The organism is Nocardia sp. CWNU-33 (assembly GCF_046764895.1).
GTDB lineage: Bacteria > Actinomycetota > Actinomycetes > Mycobacteriales > Mycobacteriaceae > Nocardia.
In genome coordinates, this window is record NZ_JBKOQN010000002.1 from 454,752 (window position 1) to 469,195 (window position 14,444).

14 protein-coding genes are annotated in these 14,444 nt (G+C 63.1%); 9 read left to right on the top strand and 5 right to left on the bottom strand.

Annotated features, from left to right (window positions below):
* Positions 1-1,099 precede the first annotated feature (1,099 nt).
* Together ACLMAL_RS04240 and ACLMAL_RS04245 are read right to left on the bottom strand one after the other, a co-directional pair.
* A complete protein-coding gene (locus tag ACLMAL_RS04240; protein ID WP_411997848.1) occupies positions 1,100-2,632 on the bottom strand; it encodes a hypothetical protein in 1,533 nt (510 codons plus the stop codon).
* Complete coding sequence (locus ACLMAL_RS04245; protein WP_411997849.1) at positions 2,632-3,258, bottom strand: hypothetical protein; 627 nt, start codon at positions 3,256-3,258, stop codon at positions 2,632-2,634. Before ACLMAL_RS04245 ends, ACLMAL_RS04240 begins: the two co-directional genes overlap by 1 nt.
* Positions 3,259-3,616: 358 nt before the next feature.
* On the opposite strand from ACLMAL_RS04245, the gene ACLMAL_RS04250 reads away from it, so the two are divergent.
* Positions 3,617-4,462, top strand: a complete 846-nt coding sequence (locus tag ACLMAL_RS04250; protein ID WP_411997850.1) for a class I SAM-dependent methyltransferase — start codon at positions 3,617-3,619, stop codon at positions 4,460-4,462.
* A 534-nt stretch (positions 4,463-4,996) separates the two neighbouring features.
* Here ACLMAL_RS04250 and ACLMAL_RS04255 read toward each other — a convergent pair.
* Positions 4,997-5,428 carry a nitroreductase family deazaflavin-dependent oxidoreductase gene (locus ACLMAL_RS04255; RefSeq protein ID WP_411997851.1) on the bottom strand — a complete coding sequence of 144 codons (432 nt, stop codon included), beginning with the start codon at positions 5,426-5,428 and terminating at the stop codon, positions 4,997-4,999.
* A gap of 372 nt (positions 5,429-5,800) precedes the next feature.
* On the opposite strand from ACLMAL_RS04255, the gene ACLMAL_RS04260 reads away from it, so the two are divergent.
* The gene (locus ACLMAL_RS04260) at positions 5,801-6,127 is read left to right on the top strand and encodes a GYD domain-containing protein (RefSeq protein ID WP_411997852.1); all 327 of its coding nucleotides are present in this window, start codon (positions 5,801-5,803) and stop codon (positions 6,125-6,127) included.
* Between the two features lie 105 nt (positions 6,128-6,232).
* On the opposite strand, the gene ACLMAL_RS04265 is transcribed toward ACLMAL_RS04260, so the two are convergent.
* A complete protein-coding gene (locus tag ACLMAL_RS04265) occupies positions 6,233-6,484 on the bottom strand; it encodes a hypothetical protein (protein ID WP_411997853.1) in 252 nt (83 codons plus the stop codon).
* 490 nt (positions 6,485-6,974) lie between these two features.
* Between ACLMAL_RS04265 and ACLMAL_RS04270 the strand changes: the two genes are divergently transcribed.
* The 7 genes from ACLMAL_RS04270 to ACLMAL_RS04300 all read left to right on the top strand — a co-directional run bounded on the left by ACLMAL_RS04270 (position 6,975) and on the right by ACLMAL_RS04300 (position 13,549).
* Entirely contained in the window at positions 6,975-7,334 is a 360-nt protein-coding gene (locus ACLMAL_RS04270) for an IS110 family transposase (protein ID WP_411997905.1), read from the top strand.
* A gap of 121 nt (positions 7,335-7,455) precedes the next feature.
* A complete protein-coding gene (locus ACLMAL_RS04275) occupies positions 7,456-7,587 on the top strand; it encodes a hypothetical protein (protein ID WP_411997854.1) in 132 nt (43 codons plus the stop codon).
* Between the two features lie 152 nt (positions 7,588-7,739).
* Positions 7,740-8,183 (top strand): hypothetical protein, encoded by a 444-nt coding sequence (locus tag ACLMAL_RS04280; RefSeq protein WP_411997855.1) that lies wholly within the window; start codon positions 7,740-7,742, stop codon positions 8,181-8,183.
* 665 nt (positions 8,184-8,848) lie between these two features.
* Positions 8,849-10,378, top strand: a complete 1,530-nt coding sequence (locus ACLMAL_RS04285; RefSeq protein ID WP_411997856.1) for an ABC transporter substrate-binding protein — start codon at positions 8,849-8,851, stop codon at positions 10,376-10,378.
* Positions 10,375-11,304: an ABC transporter permease gene (locus ACLMAL_RS04290; protein WP_411997857.1), complete on the top strand. Its 930-nt coding sequence runs from the start codon at positions 10,375-10,377 to the stop codon at positions 11,302-11,304. The genes ACLMAL_RS04285 and ACLMAL_RS04290 overlap by 4 nt, the downstream gene beginning before the upstream one ends.
* Positions 11,301-12,107, top strand: coding sequence for an ABC transporter permease subunit (locus ACLMAL_RS04295; protein WP_411997858.1), 807 nt, complete (start codon positions 11,301-11,303; stop codon positions 12,105-12,107). Before ACLMAL_RS04290 ends, ACLMAL_RS04295 begins: the two co-directional genes overlap by 4 nt.
* Entirely contained in the window at positions 12,104-13,549 is a 1,446-nt protein-coding gene (locus tag ACLMAL_RS04300; protein ID WP_411997859.1) for an ABC transporter ATP-binding protein, read from the top strand. Before ACLMAL_RS04295 ends, ACLMAL_RS04300 begins: the two co-directional genes overlap by 4 nt.
* A gap of 12 nt (positions 13,550-13,561) precedes the next feature.
* Here ACLMAL_RS04300 and ACLMAL_RS04305 read toward each other — a convergent pair whose 3' ends face one another.
* Positions 13,562-14,332, bottom strand: coding sequence for a hypothetical protein (locus ACLMAL_RS04305; protein WP_411997860.1), 771 nt, complete (start codon positions 14,330-14,332; stop codon positions 13,562-13,564).
* Positions 14,333-14,444 lie beyond the last annotated feature (112 nt).

The following is a 14,444-nucleotide window of genomic DNA, read 5'->3' on the forward strand; positions in this document are numbered from 1 at the left end:
TGGTGCGGCCAGCGTACTCACCGGCACGGTTTCTTGTGTCCAAGTTATTTTGTGACGGTGTGGGCAATGTGGTTATCGGAATTAGAAAGAAGACGGTGCGATGCAATTGTCAAGACAATAGGTTCGACGACAGACTGACCAGTTCTGATGCGGCAACCCGGAATAGTGCCAGACTAACTGCATGGACCAGGGAAGTGGTGATCCCCTTCGGGCCAGTGGGATACTCGGTCCAGCCCTTTGCCGAGCGGCCCCGACCAGGCTTTTTGTGGAGCTTCGCGCTCGACGCATGGCGGCAGTTCGGAATATGAGCCGGACTCAGATGCAAATACCGATACTGGCGGATCCGAATGGCAACCAGAGGCACACTGTCACGGAGCCGACTACTTGCACTACTTCCGGCGCCGATGGCGACGGTTCCGCCGACGCGATAGCAGGCGCGATCATCCCGAGGGATGATATTGTGGCGACTGCGGCCAGCAAGAGTGCTAATTTAGTTCGCATGGCGAACTCCTTCGGGTTGAGCAGATGGAATTGATCCCAATAATTCTGCATCGATATGAAGGACATTGAAAGAGGGTTAATCCTCTAGTGTCGAGATATGTTCGACTGAGGCTGATTTTTCCAAATAGATCTTCCATGGCTACTTGATTGGTGCCGTAATGATGTCCGGTTGTGACCGCTGCTAGGGCCATCCTCGGTTCGGGGTGGCACGCGCAGGTCCGATGCCGGCCGCTATTGATGCCACTATTGTCGAATATGTCCGGATTGTGGTTTGCGTCGCCCTCTGCCGCAAAATATGAGACCCGGTCCGAACAGGGCCGGGTCTCCGGGTTTCGGGCTGTTCAGCGCGGGGCGAGGCGGTGGACCACGATCCGGACTTGAAGGGGGTCGTGTCGAGCAGTTCGAGGTGGCTGAGGTCGCGGCCCTCGAAGGGTTTCTTTCGGTCGGTTGACGGACCTACGCCGACGTCGGCCCGAGTCACCGTCGCGGGAGCCGACGAGTCAACCGCGAACGTCTGCCACCGACATCCCATAGACCCGACCGGTCGCGCTCTCGCCGGTCGACCGGCGGTCCGGAACGCCGCGCCGGTCGAGTCGAATCAGGATCGGTTCAAGGTCAGATCCAGCCGGGCGATGTGGAACCGAGTATCGGTGACATCGACAGAGGTTTCCGTGAAACGGTTCCCGCCCAGTACGTTTCGGACGAATTCGCGTACCACGGCGGGCTGCGCGTCGAGGCCCGCCAGCAGCTCCGTAGCCAGTTCTATCGTCCCGTCGAAATATCGTGGCTGACTGGAGATTCCCGGCCGCTGTGGCGTCTGGCGCAACCCGTCGACAGTGTGCAGAATCAGATCCAGCTGCTTACCGTCGCCGAAGTCGATCCGAAGCGGTGTCGGGGTGACGGCCACATCGAAGGTGTGCACTTGTGCTCTCCACCCCTGCACAAAGACGCCGTCATAGTCGTACGGCGAAGGGGCCGCCAGCGTATCGAGCGAACGATCGGACGGCGAATTCTCCAGCACAGCCCCGGCAAGAGGCTGATCGGTACGGACGAATGTCCACGACTCGTCGGTGAGTTGCTTTGTCCAGTAGCCGGTTCGACCGCCGTCACGGCCCTCGACTCGCAGTTCCCGGGCCGACGAGCCGGGCCCGGTCCGATGAATGGAGATGCGGTCGGTGATTTCACCCGGCACCTTCGGCTGCCGCATCCAGTCCGGTGCGGGCAGCTGAATCGCGGCGTATCGGCTGTCCATGCGTTCCGACAGCATGTCGGGAGCCTCGGGCAGTTCGCTCTGATCGTGATAGGAGTAGCGAAAGAACACCTTGTCGGCGCCGGAGATGTCGAAATCGTAGAGGCGCGTATAGAAGTCGCCGAAACGGTTGACGATCAGCGAGGTCGATGCGCTCGTGGACAGCGCGATCGCCTGGAACCGACCGCCGTGCGGCGTCGCCATCTCGTAGCTGTGATCCACCGGTAACCAGGGATCGATGTACTGGATGCGCTGACCATCGTGGGTGAGCGCATAGACGTGCGACACCTTCGCTCCGCCGACCGGGTGATCGTTGCCGGCGGTATCTCGCCAGACGTGGTCCTCGTTGGGTGAGAGAACCGACCAGGACCAGGTGCGAGTGCCCGGGGGCAGCGTGTTTCCGGGGCCGGTCCACAGCGGGGTGCCGTAGCGGCTGCTCCAGTTCCAGTCCCGGGGTGCGCTGAGCGCGTGGTCCATGGTGTAGAACCGGCCGTCGCGGTCGATCATCATCACCTCGTCGTCGTCGGCGGAGACACCGACGACGCGACCCTCCAAGCAGCCCGGTAGCGCCACGGTGCGCCAACCGCCCTGGGCGGCGGACTCTTTCACGTATACGTGGCCGTCGCGGTTGGCGAATGTCCAGCGTCGGTTGAACGAGTCGGTGGGGGTGCGGAAGTGGATCCGCTCGGGCAGGTCGACGGCGGCAGGAGCCAATGCCGCCAGTCCGGCAGTGGATTCGTCGACTGTCACTTCCGGGGTGCCGACCGTGCCCACCGGCGCACAGCCGGGGTCCGCGATAGTCACCGAATGCGTTGTCACCCCGGCCAATACCAGCCCGGTCACAGCGACAACGGCGGTACGCCGGATGGCTTCGGGTCGCATCACAGCCACCCCGCGGCGCCGAAGCCGAGGATCGCGACGGCGTCGACACCGAGGATCGCGCCCAGAGTGAATGCTTTGGCACGCACGGTGGGTAGATCATGCACAAAGAAGCAGACCGCGAAGAACGGTACATAGCCGATGAGCCAGATGAGGACGGGGAAGCCCGGCTGCCACCACGACCATTCCCAGGTGAGTACCCCGACCTTGTTGAGCAACACTTCGACGCCGACCGCCGCGGCCGAGTTGGCCGCGATGAGAACTGGCCGGTTGGGCAGGCCGAAGATGCGGGTCTCGCGGGGCGGCAACATCTTTGCCGCTGCGATCCCCATGATGGCGAACATGAAGCAGATCTCGATATTGAGGCCGATGAGGATCTGATATGCGGTTGGGCCGGCCGCGCCCCAGACCGGCGCCCGATCGGTGAAATGAAAGACCAGGGCGTTCCAGATCTCGTTGAACCAGTCCATGCCCCACAAGGCGAGTCCAGCGAACAGGACATTCCAGTTCCGCCGTTCGATTTCGGCGGCATAGATGTAGATGACGATCAGCAGAAGCGGGATCACATACCACTTGAATTGACTCGCATCGCGAAGTATCTCGAGCGCCTCTCGGGCGTTGTCGGTCAACGGCGCACCTCCCTCTCGTGATCGCCGGGCCAAGCGAGTATTACACATCGACATCAAACGTCAACATGTAACGAATGGTCCAGCGGTCGAGCAGGCACGACGCACGCGGCTCCGATCGACGAGCTAGTGGCCTCACCCACCAGCCGTCCTCATCGACTGGAGTTCCTGCATCCGCACGGCCCCTGCGCATCCCGACCGGTCGAACGCGAGTTCTCCTCGCCCGGTTCGTAGTTGCAGCCACACGTCATGGCTCTCGGGTCCGTCAGGGTGGTGTTCTGGACCGACGAGCAGTTCTCGCGCCGAGTTTCTTCCCCTCGGGGCCGACCGGGTCTTCCAGCGGGTTGGTAAGGTGGCGGGCATGCAGGTCGGGCAACCGAGTAGAACCGCAATGGCCGTAGCGCGCGCGAGGGCCCATCATCAGGTCGTCGACGAGCCACGGGTGTTCACCGATCCGTTGGCTCTGCAGATCATCGGCGAATCTGGCTCGCAGGCAAGCGAATTCGACAATGGTCTCGATCAGGATCTGGCTCGTCGCCGGCGGTTGTTCATCGCGGCGCGCAGCCGCTTCGCTGATGACACCGTGGCGGACGGGATCGCCCGCGGGGCTGGTCAGGTAGTGATCCTTGGTGCTGGACTGGATACTACCGCCTACCGCAATACCCACGAGGACGTGCGATTCTTCGAGGTCGATCACCCCGATACCCAGGAGTGGAAGCGGCGCCGACTGTCCGAGACCGGAATCGCGATCCCGTCATCGCTGACCTTCGCCCCGATTGATTTCGAACAATCCACGCTGGCAGACGGGTTGGCCGAGGCAGGGCTTGACCGCGCTCGGAGCGCGGTGTTCATCTGGCTCGGCGTTGTCATGTACCTGACCAGAGCGTCGGTCGAGGACACTCTTCGCTACATTGCCGGCCACGGCGGATCCGCGGAGGTGGTTTTCGACTACCTGTACCCGGTCTCCTCGACCCTCCACGATCCCGCGGCCGGACAACAACAGGCACGCGCAGATCGCGTCGCCGCGGTGGGCGAACCGTGGCTCAGTTTCTTCACCGCGGACGAAATTCGCGGCAACTTGCTGTCCTTCGGTTTCGATCGGGTCGAAGACCGTTCCGCGACACAGCTGTTGGCCACCTACGGCATCCGAACAACCGCTCGTCCTATGAATTCAGGACCGCACCTGATCCACGCCGGCACGGCGTGAGTGCCCAGGATCCCTTGTCCCTGGACGTCATTCGGATCAGATTGTCCGACATGCCAGCCCCCCTACCGGTCTACCAGGACCGCGAGCGGATTCACGGCTACGAGCGAGGGTGTCGTGCGTTCGGAGCGGCGGCTTGCTCACGCGGTGAGATCGGCGCCCGGTGACGCGGGAGGCCGGGCCGGCCGGCGGCCGATGAGCGGGATCGGCCGCCGTAGGTCGACCATGGTCGCCACGTGGAGCGTGCGTTTGCGCTGCAGGCCCGACTTCCGGCGCGGCGACGGAAACTGCGCCTCTCATGATCACCTCTCCGAGACGCGGGAGGCTCGGGGGGCCGTGCCCCGGAGTCAGTCTGTTCCCCTCCCGAGGTGTCGACGTGAGTAGCGCGCTACCTGTTTCGGCGCTCGTGCCTGCAGGAACAGCCCGGGGATGAGGTCGGACCGAGTGAGCTTGTGAAATTCGAGAAGACCGGACTGCTTCGCCATCACAATGACCGGCAACGCGGCTTGGAAGTGCGCGACCGGAGCGTATGAGATCTCACTGATTCGGCGTCAACAGCACGAGCGGGATCTCACGGGTGGTTTTGCGTTGATAGCCGGCGTAACCCTGGTACGCGGCGACGACCCGGGGCCACAACGCCGCGCGTTCTTCCGCGGTGGCCACGTGGGCCGCCATCGGTCGCTGGGGACCGCTCTGCAGCGACACCTCGACATCAGGATTGTCACGCAGATTCAGATACCACGCAGGGTGGGTGGGGTCGCCGCCGCGCGAGGCCACGATCACGATCGTCTCGCCGTCGATGACCGGAGCGGTCAGCATGACCTTTCGCGGCTCACCGGTCTTGCGACCGATTGTGGTGAGCTCGAGGGTCGGCATCCCGACGATGGTTTTGCCCAGCTTCCCGCCGCTTACTCTGAGCAGGGCACGGTGGATGGCGTTCTGAATCTTCAGCTGGGCATCACTCGGCATGCTGCGGAATCTACACCGGTACGCGGCTGCGTGAAGGGCTCTATCGCAGGGCATTTCGAATACCGGAACGTCCGACGGCGGGATTCGGGCTCAGCGAGAACTCGAATCCGTGCCATTCCTTATCACTCGGCCCATACGCAGGTGAACCTCGGGTTCCGCCGAATCCGGTCGGCAGTTGATAGGTGTTTGCCTGTGGCGGCTGACGGCGACTTCGTACTCGGCCGTGGGCGCCGGTGACGCTGCCGCCTGATCACCATTACATTGCTGCATCATTGCTGGACATTGCCGTCTTTGCGGTAGTCGAGACCGTAGTCTCGGGCTCATCGAGTGGATGCGGGACGCGGTGGTCTCGCGAGGAGGAGGCGACACGAGATGCCCAAGTATTTGTGGCGGGTCAGCTACTCCCAGGAAGGAGCGCGTGGCCTGCTCGCTCAGGGTGGCAGCGCTCGCCGAGTGGCCATCAGGGAGATGGTCGAAAGCGTGGGCGGCCAGGTAGAAGCCTGCTATTTCGCTTTCGGTGAAGACGACCTGTTCGTCATCGGCGATGTTCCGGACGAGGTTGCTGCCGCTGCGCTCGCAATCCGTACTGCGGCATATGGAGGGGCGGTCTCACACACTGTGGCCCTTCTGACCCCCGAGCAGATCGACGAAGCAGTCGCGCGTGACGTCACGTACTTGCCGCCCCAGGTCGGGCCGTAGTTCCTCTCGTCTGGTGTCGGGATCGTTATATCGACTTGCTGAGCATGACAGTGCGAATCGGCGTCCGCCCACGGTTACGGGCGGAGGATTCGGCTATTGCCGCGGCTACCGTGGGTGGCCGAAGTACATCAGTTCCCAGATCGCGTCGTCCTTGTAGGTTTCGATCAGGTTGTTGACCGCCTTTGCGGCGGGCCACGAGCACGACGAAGGCACCGTGTCGGCGAGTTTGCGGGCGGCGGCGCCGATACCGATACTTGTGCCGGTGACGAGCGCGACGGTTCCGGTCAGTTTCGATGTCGTGGGTATGTCCTGTGCTCTCGATGTTGGAGCAAGCCAACGGGAATGAGCCCCAACCACTTTGCCAGCGGGGATGCAAACCGAGTGCTCGTGGAGATCGGCGCCAGGCTTGGGCGTGTCCCCGATCCGGATATCGGATGGGTGTTCAGACAGCTCCGGATGTGGCTACTTACAACTACTTATCTGTGAACGGTGCGTCGGCGAGCACGGACACCTACTTAACACAGGATCGTCGGGAGATCTCACGCCAGATCGGTGCCGGGTCCTGATGCGTCGTTTGTCAGTTGGCCGGGTCGAGGCGACGGTGTGTCGTCTCGACTCGGCCGCTGTCGGAGTGTGGGATTGTTCGTGGTTCGAGTCTGCTTGCGCGACTGGATGTCTGGAATCTTCTGAGGGAGCCCTGGAGCTCTGACCGAGACTGGCGCCGTGCGGGTGTGCTGGGATCGCGAACAGCTCATCGGAGGCAAGCCCGTGAGGCTCGTAAGTAGTGCGCTGCGCGTTCTCGCCTGGATCTTGGACCAGACAGCACCTGACTGATGGAGGTAGGCGAGTGGGCTTGTTCTGTGGAATCGACTGGGCCGAAGGCCATCACGACATCGCAGTCGTGGATCGTGACGGAAAACTGGTGTCCAGGAAGCGAATCAGCGACGATCCAACCGGATTCATCGTGAGTGAACTTCTCGCCGATGCCGGCGATATCGCCGAGGATCCGATCCCGGTCGCGATCGAAACCATTACCGACACCGCCGAGATCACGGCGACCGCCACGCCGCAGCGATGCGGCACCTGTTCAACAACATGCTCGGCCAGCTCTACCACTGCCTGCAAACCCGCCAAACCTGCAACCCCACAAAGGCATTCACCCCACACCCGACTGCACCGCCGGAATCCGCCGCAGCTTGACTCTTAGCGGAATCGGAGGTCTGGCGTCAGGACCGGGTCCAGGAGAGTGCGTTCATCCAATGGAGGTGCTGTAAACAGCGCCAGGATGGCTGGTCTTGGTTTGGCGGTGTGCAGTGCACCGAGTCGTCATGTCGATCAGTCGCGGCTGGGAGCCGGTCAGCGTGTCGGTCGCCGCCACCGGTATCGGCGCAGAACTGTTACCGGCCAAGGTATCTCGACGGGAAGAGGGCTGCGTTCCGTACCGCTGTGAGGACGCCTGAACGTTCGCTGCGGCCGAGGTTGTTCGATACGCTCACTGCTGGAACGACTCTCGCTACTCGCCGCTGCGATGTCGGTGGGGTCGGTCCCCGGCCGTATGGCTGGTGCGGGTAGTAAGCCCGCGAGTGTGATTATGTGGGAAGGACATCGACGGATGACGGTGCGGCGGATGGTCGCGGGGGCTATGGTTTCGGTAGGAATCGGTGCGCTGGTGTGTGGAACGGTGGTGACACCGGCGCAGGCGGATCCGCTACCGCAATGGGCGCCGTTAGGCACCACGCTTTATACCTTCGGCGATGCGAATTTTTGTGCCGGGGCGATCGGCGTGGCGGTGGAGGCCGCACCGCATCAGCCTGGCCACGTGCTGGCGCACGTCACACCACTGGGTTACCAGCGCGGGCCGTGCGGCAATCACGTGATGCTGGGGTGGGTGGGCTCGGCGGGCGGGCGAAACCAGGACGTATACGTGCACACCGATGCGGCGCAAGGCGACACTGTGACCGTCGACCTGTGGGTGGGGATGGGTCCGGCCAAGATCATGGCCGACACGTGGCCGATCCAGGGCCCGTTCGCGGAGTGGTATCTGCTGGTGCCCTAGCCCGTGCCTGGGTGTATGGCGCCTAGCAGGGTCCGTGAGTGGGCCGCAGTTCGGGTTTGGCTGTAGGTCGAGGCCATGGTCCTGAGGAGGGGACTGATCAGTTCTGGGGTCAGATTTTCCGGCCCGCGCAGCGGCCCCCGCTGGCGCCGTCAATCCGCAGCAATCCTGGACAACGGCGGGCGTGGCGACACAGCGACACCGCCCCTCGTGTCCGGACAGGGCCGGGTTGTCAGGCCGCTTTCTGCCACCCGGACTCGGCTTGCGTCGCCGAGTTCGGCTGTGCCCGAATGGAGTTCGGCGTGCGATGTGGCCACCTGGGGATTCATATCGTCGCCCCCACGTTGTCAGTCGGATAGGCGCGTGAGTTGCAGTACGCCCGCAAGGATGCTGTCGATGCCGTGGTGTCGGTAGAGGTCTTCGGTCGTTCCCGATTGGCCGAAACCGGTGACACCGAGCGGCGTTGGTGGGGACCTGCTGGATGGTGCCGAGAAAGGCGAGCGTGTGCAGGCGACCGTCCAGGACTATCGGCACAGTGGTCGACGGATGGCTCGCCCCATTAGCGGCCATCGCAACAGTTGAGGTGTTGCCTGTCGGTGAGTCGCCACGCTAGCCTCTATCGAGTTAGCGGAGGCTAACCTTCGAAGTGAACCCGGTGAGGTCGAGCGATGGATTTGAATAGGCGTCAACTCTTCAAAGCAGGCCTCGGACTGAGTGCGATACTGGCGATCACCGCTTGTGGAGACGGATCTTCGTCCGATGGCTCTGGTGGCTCGCCTCAGCGCGGCGGCACGCTTCGTATCGGTGCAATCGGCAAATCATCCAAGACCGAGCGGGATCCTCACGCGACGATGAGCAATGAAAGCGATTTCCTCATCATGTCGCTCATCTATGATCCGCTGACGGTTCCCGGAACCGACCCGAGTGTGGCCCCTCGGTTGGCGTCGAAGTGGGAATCCGATGCAGAGCAACGGAATTGGACATTCACGATCGCCGAGGGTGCCACCTTCCACGACGGTCGTCCGGTCACTGCCGACGATGTGGTGTGGTCGCTTCGGCGTCTGCGTGAAGTCGCGGGTGAAACCAAGGTGCCTGTGTCGTCGGTCGATGACATCAAGCCGGTCGGCGCGAACGCGGTTGTGCTGACTTGCGCGGGGCCCAACAGCCAGTTGCCGTTGCTGCTGCGATTGATGACTTTTGCCGTCCCCAAGGGAACCACGGACTTCACCAAAGGCATTGGTAGCGGCCCATTCCGGCTCGAAAGCTACAACAATGGCGACGCCCGGCTGGTGCGAAATGACAACTGGCACGGCGGCGCCCCCTTGCTCGATGCTGTCGAAGTCACCCTGTTCGAGAGCCCTGAATCGATGGCCAACGCGATCATGGCAGGGCAGATCGACGTCGCATCGAGTGTCGGCGCCGTCGCGGGGCGAACGGCAGAAGCCCGCAGTGACCTCCAGGTCATTCGCCGTCCGAATGATGTCGCGATTGTCATCGCGATGAGGACCTCCGACGGGCCTTTCGCTGATCCGCGCGTGCGGGAAGCGCTCCGCCTTGCCGTGGACCGCCCGGCGATGGTCGCACAGGTGCTTTCGGGCTACGGCAGTGTGGCCAACGATATTCTGGGCACTGCTGATCCGACCTTCGACCCATCGATCGCGCAGCGAAAGCGCAATGTCGATCGAGCAAAGCAACTGCTCGCGGATGCGAAGTTCGACACCGGAAAAACCTATCCGCTGGTCACGAAGCAGGAGGCCGCGGGTGAGGTGGAATCGGCGAAGGTGTTCGCGAGCCAGGCCAAGGATATCGGGCTGAATATCGAGGTGGTCGTCCAAGAAGCGAACGCTTTCTACGATGACACCTGGCTGAAGGCCCCGTTCTACACAGTGAACTGGGGCACCAATGACTCGGTCATGTTCTTCGCCAGCAAGGTCATGTCGTCGCGGACGAAGTGGAACGAAACCGGCTTCAAGGATGCGGAGTTCGACAAAGCCTATGCCGACGCACTCGCCGCGCCGGCAGGCGCGAAGTTCACCGAGGCGAGTAAGGCGATCCAACAGATCCAGTACGACCGTGGCGGTTACATCGTGTGGGGCATGGCGGATGGCATCGATGTTGCGTCCCGTTCAGTCGAGGGTCTGCCGAAGCTAGGAGGATACGGCCGAGTCCAGCTCGAACGCGTTTGGTTGTCGAGTTGATCGCATTCACCGGACTGGTGGTGCGGCGACTCGGACTGTTGATCGCACTGCTTGCAGTGGTATTCGTTGTGGTCGACCTGCTGCCGGGAAACGCGGCACGGGCCGTCCTCGGACGTGATGCGGGAGCGGATCGGATAGCGGCGAAGGAGCACGAGCTGGGATTGGACCGGCCGCTGCCGGTCCGTTTCTGGAACTGGTTCAGTGGGGCCACTACTGGGGATTTCGGCACCACGGCCCGGGGGCAATCGGTGAATGAGCTGTTGGCGGCCAAGTTTCCACAAACCTTGCTGCTGGCATCGGTCGCGATGTTGGCCACGGTGGTGATCTCGCTGCTGTGCGGGTTGTGGTGGTCCGCGCGGCCTACCGGCTTCACCGCTCGCGTTATGCAACCGAGCTCCGCCTTCGTCATCGCGGTTCCGGAATTCGTGGTGGCAACACTGTTGGTGCTGGTTTTTTCGCTGTGGCTGGATTGGCTGCCTGCGGTGACTTTCACCGACCGCTCCGGATATCCGGCGAGCCCGGAGATGCTGATCCTGCCCGTTGCGGCCCTGGCGATACCACAGGCGGGCTGGAATTCGAGGGTGGTGCGTGGCGCGTTGATCGACGCGGCCGCCGCACCACATGTGGAGAGCGCCGTTCTGAATGGGCTCCCGGAAAGGACTGTCCTACTCCGTCACGTCCTGCCGTTCGCGTTACCCACGATCGCAACGTCTTTCGCAACCTCGGTCGGTACGTTGTTCGGCGGCGCTCTCGTTGTGGAGACGATATTCAACTATCCAGGGATGGGCGCCATGGTGGCGGGATCTGTCTCCGACCGCGATACCGCGCTCGTAGCGGCAGTCGTGGCAATGACCGGAACAACGATCATGTGCGTCTTGCTGCTGGCCGACGCCATTCGTGCCTGGGCTAATCGAGGTCGACGATGACGACCTCGACCACCTCCCGAAGGCTGTGGCCGGCGGTGTTACCCGCGGCCGCCGTTGTCGCCGTTGCGATAGTCGGACCCGCGCTCGCGCCGCACGCAGTCGATCATGCGGTCGGTATTACCTTCGAGAAGCCCAACAGCGCGGCCTGGCTGGGTGGCGATCGGCTCGGCCAAGACGTCACGAGCCAGTTGTTGTGTGGCGGCTGGGGACTGCTGCTGCTGGGCGCGATCATCGCCCTGTTGGTGACCGCGTTCGCCGCGATCCTCGGATCGATAGCAGCGCTGCATCCGAGAACCGGGGCATGGATCGAACGCACCGCTGATCTGGGCATGCTGTTGCCGCCGGTGTTGGCGATCCTGCTATTTATGCTCTCCTGGCCCGAATCCGGAGCCGTGGGTTTGGTGGTCGTATCGGTGATCGCGGGTACACCGTATTCGGCGCGAGTGTTCGCAGCGGCGGCGACCGGAGTGGCGGCGTCGGGCTTCATCGAAGCGGCGCAGGCACGCGGAGAACGGTTGAGTTACCTCATTTTTCGAGAGCTGCTCCCGAACCTGCGCGAAACACTGCTCACTCAATTGGGCCTACGATTCGTGGAGGCGATGTACCTCGTGAGTACTGCGGCGTTCCTACAGCTGCCGACCACCCTCGGAGACGCGAACTGGGCGGTGATGGTCCGCGAGAACGCCTCCGGGATCCTGCTGAACCCCGCCGCGGTGCTGGCGCCGAGTGTGGCGATCGGTCTGTTGGCGGTCAGTGTGAACAGCGCCGTTGCGGCGTTCGGGCGTGGGCGGAGCAGCGTATGACGACTGGGGTGCAGGTCGAGGATCTCACGATCCGTTCGTCGTCGGGTGCGGTATTGCTGGCAACGACGTCGCTGTGGGTTCCCCAAGGCTCCGTCACGGCGTTGACCGGTCCATCCGGAGCCGGGAAAACCACGCTGATGCGTGCGGTGCTCGGCCACCTTTCCAGCGGTACGACTCGATCGAGCGGTTCGGTGCGGGTCGCCGGACAGGATGTGTTCGCGCTGAGTCCCGATGCGTTGCAGTCCTTCCGCCGCGGGCACATCGCTTTCGTGAGCCAGGATCCGGGTGCCGCGCTGAATCCGACAATGCGGGTTCGGTCACTGCTCAGAGAAGCGGCGAACCATTCCAGAGACGCCGATCTGGGTACCGTGCTCGCTCGCGTCGGGCTGCCGGAGGACTGTCTGCGTCGGCGTCCTGGCGAACTGTCCGGTGGTGAACAGCGACGGGTCGCGCTTGCGCTCGCGCTGGTTCGCAAGGTTGGTGTCCTTGTTGTTGATGAGCCTATCGCCGGGTTGCATGGGGAGCTGCGGAACGGGATAGCGGAGCTGCTGCGTTCGCTGGCCGCCGACGATGATGTCGCGGTGGTGGTTTCGGGCCATGACACCAAGGTTCTGCACCGACTCGCGGATGACGTGGTCGCGCTGGGCGAGCCACAGGTGGGACTGCTGGAGCTGGCGACGCGGCCTTCGGATCCCGTGGTCGCGGGGCCGCCCGCCCTGCAGGCGCACGCGATATCCGCAATGGCGGGTCGCAGAAGGCTACTGGCATCGGTCGACCTCCGTATCGGGGCCGGGGAATCGGTCGCAGTCGTCGGGCCGTCGGGCGCGGGGAAGACCACGTTGGCCCGAGTGCTGGCCGGTATCCATTCCGCGGCGTCGGGCACTCTCGAGGTGGATGGACGCGAATTGGCTGTCGGGCGCGCACGCCGATCTCGCCGCGACCGGAGGCGAGTGCAGCTGATCCCGCAGAACCCGCTGTCCACACTCAACCCGAAGCAGACTGTGTTGCAAGCGCTTTCGCGACCACTGCGGCTCAGCGGGATGACCGGAAAGGCTGAGGTCGCTGATCGCGCCGCACGTCTGCTGGGCAGTGTGGAGCTGGACGCCGATCTGATGGGTCGATATCCGGACGAGCTTTCCGGCGGTCAGCGGCAGCGCGTCGCGATCGCGCGCGCGCTCGCCACTGAACCGGATGTACTCATCTGCGACGAGATAACATCGGCACTCGATACCAGCACCGCTGAATCGATCATGGAGTTGGTGGAGCGAACTCGAATCGCACGGGGGATCGGCGTCCTGGTCGTCAGCCACGACATGGCAGTTGTGGCCAGGTATTGCCGCCGGATCCTTGTCCTTGCGGACGGAATGGTTGTCGAGCACGGAGACACCGCGGAGGTGCTGGCAGACCCCAGCGCACCTCAGACGAGGGCGCTGCTGGTCTGAGCGCGGGCGCGATTACCCGGAGAAGTAGTCCTCCAGCCCGCCTTCGCGGACGGTGTCCACAGTGAAGCAATGGAATCCACCGCCGAAGAGCCGACGGTGGCGATGCTGGACCGGTACCACGGTCATTCTGTTCGCCTCGAGGAGTTCGATGAGTTCGGTGTGCGCCGAATTGACGAGCACGGTTTCGGAGTCGATGGACAGCAGGTTCATGTCGATGAACTTGCTGGTGAGCACCAGATCGTTGTCGTCGTAGCTCGGGAAGCCGTCTGCTGCTGGTTCGGGATAGTAGATGCGGTCCCATTTCTGCAGCTCGACGGGCAGTTGATCCACGATCTCGGGCGAGCGCGCCAGCAACAGTCCGGGGCGAAGCGGCAATACGGTGCTGTCGATGTGATCATCGCTGAGCCGGTAGAGCCGATGCAGTCGGAAGCGACCTTCGAACTGCCGGACCAGCCATTCGAAGGCGAGCTGGTGATGAGCTGTCGACACATTGACCAGGACATCCTCGCCGAAGCGCAGTATCTGCGCGGCATCCATCATCATCTCGAAGCCGACGTGATAAGGCGAGCCGTCGGGACGGCCGACCGGTGCCAGAGGCTCGTCGGCCGAACCGGTGCCCTCGACATAGGAGAAGTCGAACGATCCGTCGGTCATGAGTGGTCGCGGCATTACCGACCACCGGGCTCCCTTGCGGAAGTAGTCCATGAACACTGGTTTCAACAATTGGTTTTCGAAATAGCGCGAACGCATCATCGGTGGGGTCTCGACGATTTCATCGCCCATGATGACTACGTTGTCGCGTACGTTGAGCGCAGGGATCATTGCCGCCGACCATGCGGGAGTCTGTACCTCGGGGACCGTAGGTCCGATATCCAGGGGGCGATGAACCCGGACA

What these genes read in the sequence shown, in the direction of transcription:
- ACLMAL_RS04255 (WP_411997851.1), bottom strand. Translation starts at nt 5,428, where the DNA reads ATGCCGAGTGATGCCCAGCTGAAGATTCAGAACGCCATCCACCGTGCC.
- ACLMAL_RS04285 (WP_411997856.1), top strand. Translation starts at nt 8,849, where the DNA reads ATGGATTTGAATAGGCGTCAACTCTTCAAAGCAGGCCTCGGACTGAGT.
- ACLMAL_RS04240 (WP_411997848.1), bottom strand. Translation starts at nt 2,632, where the DNA reads ATGCGACCCGAAGCCATCCGGCGTACCGCCGTTGTCGCTGTGACCGGG.
- ACLMAL_RS04260 (WP_411997852.1), top strand. Translation starts at nt 5,801, where the DNA reads ATGCCCAAGTATTTGTGGCGGGTCAGCTACTCCCAGGAAGGAGCGCGT.
- ACLMAL_RS04280 (WP_411997855.1), top strand. Translation starts at nt 7,740, where the DNA reads ATGACGGTGCGGCGGATGGTCGCGGGGGCTATGGTTTCGGTAGGAATC.
- ACLMAL_RS04300 (WP_411997859.1), top strand. Translation starts at nt 12,104, where the DNA reads ATGACGACTGGGGTGCAGGTCGAGGATCTCACGATCCGTTCGTCGTCG.
- ACLMAL_RS04250 (WP_411997850.1), top strand. Translation starts at nt 3,617, where the DNA reads ATGCAGGTCGGGCAACCGAGTAGAACCGCAATGGCCGTAGCGCGCGCG.
- ACLMAL_RS04305 (WP_411997860.1), bottom strand. Translation starts at nt 14,332, where the DNA reads ATGGGCGATGAAATCGTCGAGACCCCACCGATGATGCGTTCGCGCTAT.
- ACLMAL_RS04275 (WP_411997854.1), top strand. Translation starts at nt 7,456, where the DNA reads ATGTCGATCAGTCGCGGCTGGGAGCCGGTCAGCGTGTCGGTCGCCGCC.
- ACLMAL_RS04295 (WP_411997858.1), top strand. Translation starts at nt 11,301, where the DNA reads ATGACGACCTCGACCACCTCCCGAAGGCTGTGGCCGGCGGTGTTACCC.